Raw genomic sequence first — 4,991 nt, 5'->3', positions numbered from 1 at the left:
GGGATATGCCGGCCCGCCGTCGCCTTCGCAGCCTTCAAGAAGGCCGCCGCCGAGCAAGGACTGCTGAGGCCGGCCGCACCGAGTGCCGCGCTTACCATGCTGGACCAGTTGTGGTCGCCGGGCAGCAAGCCCGACCGAGAGCCCGATTGAACCACGCCATGGCCTGGGATGTAGGGATCGGCGACGAAGTGATCGTGAACGCCACCGTGCTTACGCTGCTCGGCAGCGGTCGCGCGCGGGTCCGCATCCCGACCCACAATTATCCCTGTGCGATCGACCCGCCGGCCGGCGCCAAGGCCGGCGATCGGATCACCATCGCGGGTCACGTCACTGAGGTCGACCACGACAAAGGCAGGGTGACGTTCAAGGTGGGCGGCCTGGTCACCGTCGACATAGCGTCGGTCGCCGCCTGGAAGTCGGTGCTTCGCGATCCGCCCTGACGCCTATCGCGGCTCGCGGTTCATGCTGAGATAGGTCGGGTCGAACTCGGCCATCGCCACCAGCAGATCCCAGTCGAGGATGGTCACGGTATAGTTCGACCAGCTGACCAGGCCGATATTGCGCAGCATGCCGATGACCCGGTTCATATGGACGACCGAAAGACCAAGCACGTCGGCCAGCTCGGCTTGCGACAAGGGAAGCTGGAAGCTCATCCCGGACGTGCGCTTGACGACCTGGAGGCGGACGAACAGCTCGCAGATAAGGTGGGCGAGATGCGAGGTCTTCGAACGCCGGCCCATGGCGACGATCCACTCCCGGTGAATGGCGCCGTCGACGAGCGTGTCCAGCCACAGGAGCCGGGTGAGATGGGGCGCCTGCTCGGTGATGGCGCGCAGCTTGGCGTGGTCGGCGGCGGCGACATGGCAGGGCGACAGCGCGATGATGCCATGGTCCATTGTCTTCAGCAGGAAGGCGTGAAGGTCGACGAAATCGCCGGGGACCTGCAGTGAGGTGAACTGCCGTCCGCCATCCTCCAGCACCTTGTAGCGCGCGGCGATGCCGTCGAGGATAAGGGTGCTGTGGATCGGCCTCGACCCTTCGGAAACGATGTCCTGCCCCGTGGCGACATGTCGTTCGGTCGAGATGGCACCCGCCAGCAATTCCTTTTCCGCCTCCGAGAGGAGGTCGTGCTGGCCAAGGTTCAGATAGAGGGATTCGAGCATTCGGTTCCGATCCTGCGTGCACCGCCAAGAGCAAACGCCGCAGCGGGCGCCTGGTTGCAGCACCGTGCGGGTGACGATCGGCATGCGCGCCGGGGAGACTTGCAGACAGGAGAGCCGTCCAGACCTGCGCGCCGGGCGCCGTCTACGACTTGGGTTCACGAAATATTTCGGAGGGAACATCCGTTCCCGGCCGCGCTTATCGTGATGCAAGGAAACGGCGCTTGCGATTTCACGAGCGCCGTTTCTTTGCCCCCTCAAGTCACATCAAACGATGGAGCAAAGTGATGGCAAGGAAGAATTCGTCTGGCGCGGCGAACGGCCTGGAAAGCCTGTTCGTGGACGGCCTGAAGGACATCTACTACGCGGAAAAGAAGATCCTGAAGACGTTGCCCAAGCTGGCGAAGGCCGCCCAGTCGAAGGAACTGAGCGCAGCCTTCGAGAAGCATCGCATGGAAACGGAGGGACAGGTCGATCGCCTGGAACAGGTGTTCGAGCTGATGGGCAAGGCTGCAAGGGGCAAGACCTGTCCGGCGATCGACGGCATCCTCGAAGAAGGCTCGGAAATCCTCGAGGAGTACCAGGACGAGCCGGCGCTCGACGCGGGCCTGGTGGCGGCCGCCCAGGCCGTCGAGCATTATGAAATAGCCCGCTACGGCACGCTGGTGGCCTGGGCGGAGCAACTGGGCCTCAAGGACGCAGTGCCGTTGCTGCGCGAAACGCTGGCGCAGGAGTCCGCCACCGACGAGGCGCTCAGCGCTTTGGGCGAAAGTGGCGCGAACCAGCGGGCGTTGCAGGCGGCCGCCTGAACCGCCGCGCACGCGATCGTCCGCAATTGCGGTCCCGGTCGGCACCGGGGCCGCGTGCGATCACCAGGGTTCCATGAACAACCGGGCGTATCGGCCGCAACCCGCTGCCGACGGGCTCAAGCTTTGGCACGACGCCATCGAGCATGGCGCAGCAGGCGGAGGATTTAGGGTTGGAACGAATATTCAACCGTGTCGCGGAGGCGGTCGCCCATGCCGCGGGTCGCCCCTGGGCTTTCGCCTCATGTCTGGCCTGCGTGGTCGCCTGGGCCTTGTCCGGACCGGTGTTCGACTTTTCGGAGACCTGGCAACTCGTCATCAACACCGGGACCACCATCGTCACCTTTCTGATGGTGTTCCTGATCCAGAACACCCAGAACCGCGATGGTGCGGCCATTCAGGCGAAGCTCGACGAACTCATACGGTCCGGACAGGGAAAGAACGACTTCATTGGCATCGAGCACCTCACGGAAGCCGAGGTGCAGGAATTCAGAAATCGGTGCGCCGAGGCCAAGCAGGCTCAACTGCGTTCTGAGGGCGCCTACTGATTTCGGGACGGTGCCAAGCAGCTTGGGAGGTAGGCGTGGGCGTCACATACAAATCAGTCCAGGAACGGCTGCGCGAGGCCGGGATTGTCATGAGCAAGAAGGGCGAAGTGCACAGAATCAACTACTTCGGCGGGCTCGAAGAGACGGCACTTTATACGACCAGCCTGGAAGAAGCCCTGACCATGGGGCTCGGCATGGCAAGGCCGGAGCGTCTGTGACGTCGGCCGACAATTTTATTTAAGCAATTGCTAACGGAACACAACCGGCCGTGCGATATTGAACCAAATTCGAGTATCGCGCGGGGAGTCCCGATGCCTAAGCCCGCCGGCAGGGACCGGTTGTCATTCATCGAGCCGCTGATGCCGACGCTCGTCGACAAGCCACCGGAAGGCGACGGCTGGATTCATGAAGTGAAATTCGACGGCTACCGCTCCCAAATTGTTCGGGACGTGGACGGCGTGCGCATTTTCAGCCGCCGCGGTCTCGACTGGACAGCAAAATATCGCGACCTTGCCAAGGCCGCGAGCGAGCTCGACGCTGAGGACGCGATCATCGACGGCGAAGTGATCGTCACGAATGAGGCAGGGCTGTCCGACTTCAAGGCGCTGCGCAAGGCCATCACCAGTCGGCAACAGGACCTCTATTTCGTCGCCTTCGATCTTCTCCACCGCAATGGCCGCGACCTCCGCGACATGCCGCTGGAGGACCGGCGCGAGATCCTTGCCGAGATGATCCCGCCTGGCGGGCGCATCCAGTTCAGTCAATCGTTGCCGGGCGATGCCAAGTCCATCTTCCATCTCATCGATCAAGCCGGCCTTGAGGGCATGGTTTCGAAGCGCAAGGAGAGCAAATATCGATCCGGCAATTCTACGGCCTGGCTCAAGGCCAAGTGTTACGCGATCGACGAATACGATCTGCTTGGCGTCGAGCGCGAGGCGGGCAAGCCTGCCTTCGCCCTCCTGGCGGAGCGCGGCACCGGGCGCTATGTCGGCAGCGCCTTTATCACCCTGAATAGGGAAATGCGGGAACGCTTGTGGCAGCGCGCCCTGGAGCACGCAGGCACGGCGCCGAACGGCATGAAGCGGCCGGCGACGCAGTGGGTAAGGCCAGGGCTGATTGGCCGTGTGAAGCATCTGCGGGGCGAGGACGATCTGCGCCACGCGTCTTTGCAGGACTTCCGCGAGGTAGGGACACCCTAGAGGCGGTCATAGGGGAACAGGCTCTGAAGTATGGTGAGGCGACGTTGACCGCCGCCTCACCAGCTTAGACGTGCGAAGGCCGCACCTTCCAATAAGGCGGCGGCATATTTCCGTCCTCGATAAGGATGTCCTTCTTCCGGGCAAAGGCGGCAAAGATTCCCCTGGCCGTCTCCGCGTCGATGTCTCCGACCAGTGCCGCCTTGCACGCGCGGATGGCAGCTTTCTGCTCGGGACTGTTGCCGCACCAATCGGTGGCAAACTGGTATGCGTCAACCACGGTGTTGAGCTGACGGGGAAACCCCATTCCAACCCAAACTCGGATCGGCTTTTCGAATGGCTTTGAGAGCATCGCGACCTCCATCGCGAGACTTCAAGCGGCTAGCCCACCGCGGCCGCCGACGCTGGCCATCCATGGCGGCGGTGCGCTCAGTTCTTCAAGAACCTTGGCTGATTTTGCGAAACCGCAGAAGGCCTCCCTTGCGGCGTTTCGCGGGTAATCGCTGTCGAATGCCTTTTGGCAGGCTCGCAGCGCAGTGTCGTAAATCGGGCCGCGCCTATTTTTCGGCCATTCGTAGAGAAATTCCAGGGCGTCCTCGATGCATGCGATTTCCTGGATCAGGCTGTTTCCGCTCTTGACGAAAACAGGGCTGTCGAACATCCGGTCGTTCATAAGATCCTCCAAATCGAACGAACAATTGAGTGTCAGGAGGGCCGAGACCTACGGCAGTATCCCTAGCCCAGCGGCGATATGGGTTTGAGGACTTTTGTCGTCAAGAGTGCTCTGCAACCTCTATGAGCTTGCTGCATGGACCTCGCCCCAATAGGACCTCGCGAACCATGCTGATCGCCAACGGCGTGGCGACTTGGTTAGCAAGCGGATGCTAATATGGATAGCTTACCGTTGGCCCGCCGGGGTGGGAGCGTCGTTTGCGAACCGACCTGCATCGCAGGTATCTCCGGTCTGCTTTGGACAAGGGTCATATTCGTCTCGCTGTCAGACACCGCTTGCTGGCAAAGCCAGGCGCCCACCATGTTCGAAAGGTAAGCATGGCAGGCACCCGGGAAGACCGACGACGGAGTGGGTCGGATTTGTCGGCGGCCCCCGCAATCAATGGAGTAGCGGTTTGCTGGTTGCCGCATCCAGTCCTTTGCCTTTGTCGCTGCGACTTCAGTCGCAGCGGGCTTGCGACTGCAGTCCCCCATCGGAACGAATGACATCAGGCCCCGTTTTGCGGAGCATTGAAGTCGGAGGGATTTGCATCATGAACCGGCGAGCAG

8 protein-coding genes are annotated in these 4,991 nt (G+C 62.1%); 5 read left to right on the top strand and 3 right to left on the bottom strand.

Annotation, left to right across the window (positions count from 1 at the left end):
* The first annotated feature begins 146 nt into the window (after positions 1 to 146).
* The gene (locus EN780_RS27380; RefSeq protein WP_128275856.1) at positions 147 to 440 is read left to right on the top strand and encodes a hypothetical protein; all 294 of its coding nucleotides are present in this window, start codon (positions 147 to 149) and stop codon (positions 438 to 440) included.
* 3 nt (positions 441 to 443) lie between these two features.
* Here the strand turns inward: EN780_RS27380 and EN780_RS27375 are convergent, their stop codons facing one another.
* Positions 444 to 1,163, bottom strand: coding sequence for a Crp/Fnr family transcriptional regulator (locus tag EN780_RS27375; protein WP_127285778.1), 720 nt, complete (start codon positions 1,161 to 1,163; stop codon positions 444 to 446).
* A gap of 284 nt (positions 1,164 to 1,447) precedes the next feature.
* On the opposite strand from EN780_RS27375, the gene EN780_RS27370 reads away from it, so the two are divergent.
* From EN780_RS27370 to EN780_RS27355, 4 genes are all read left to right on the top strand, one after another.
* On the top strand, positions 1,448 to 1,969 hold the full coding sequence (locus EN780_RS27370; RefSeq protein WP_127285780.1) for a ferritin-like domain-containing protein: 522 nt from the start codon (positions 1,448 to 1,450) through the stop codon (positions 1,967 to 1,969).
* Between the two features lie 143 nt (positions 1,970 to 2,112).
* A complete protein-coding gene (locus EN780_RS27365) occupies positions 2,113 to 2,514 on the top strand; it encodes a low affinity iron permease family protein (RefSeq protein ID WP_127309793.1) in 402 nt (133 codons plus the stop codon).
* A gap of 35 nt (positions 2,515 to 2,549) precedes the next feature.
* A complete protein-coding gene (locus EN780_RS27360) occupies positions 2,550 to 2,732 on the top strand; it encodes a hypothetical protein (RefSeq protein WP_245478216.1) in 183 nt (60 codons plus the stop codon).
* Positions 2,733 to 2,873: 141 nt separating this feature from the next.
* Complete coding sequence (locus EN780_RS27355) at positions 2,874 to 3,713, top strand: ATP-dependent DNA ligase (RefSeq protein ID WP_189556773.1); 840 nt, start codon at positions 2,874 to 2,876, stop codon at positions 3,711 to 3,713.
* Positions 3,714 to 3,777: 64 nt separating this feature from the next.
* Here EN780_RS27355 and EN780_RS27350 read toward each other — a convergent pair whose 3' ends face one another.
* Both EN780_RS27350 and EN780_RS27345 read right to left on the bottom strand, forming a co-directional pair.
* Positions 3,778 to 4,062, bottom strand: a complete 285-nt coding sequence (locus tag EN780_RS27350; RefSeq protein WP_127284592.1) for a DUF982 domain-containing protein — start codon at positions 4,060 to 4,062, stop codon at positions 3,778 to 3,780.
* Positions 4,063 to 4,083: 21 nt separating this feature from the next.
* The gene (locus EN780_RS27345) at positions 4,084 to 4,383 is read right to left on the bottom strand and encodes a DUF982 domain-containing protein (protein WP_127284591.1); all 300 of its coding nucleotides are present in this window, start codon (positions 4,381 to 4,383) and stop codon (positions 4,084 to 4,086) included.
* Between the last annotated feature and the right edge of the window lie 608 nt (positions 4,384 to 4,991).

Source organism: Mesorhizobium sp. M4B.F.Ca.ET.089.01.1.1, from assembly GCF_004022605.1.
GTDB classification, from domain to species: domain Bacteria; phylum Pseudomonadota; class Alphaproteobacteria; order Rhizobiales; family Rhizobiaceae; genus Mesorhizobium; species Mesorhizobium abyssinicae.
The sequence above is the reverse complement of the archived record's forward strand: the minus strand, read 5'-3'. Positions and strand labels throughout refer to the sequence as shown.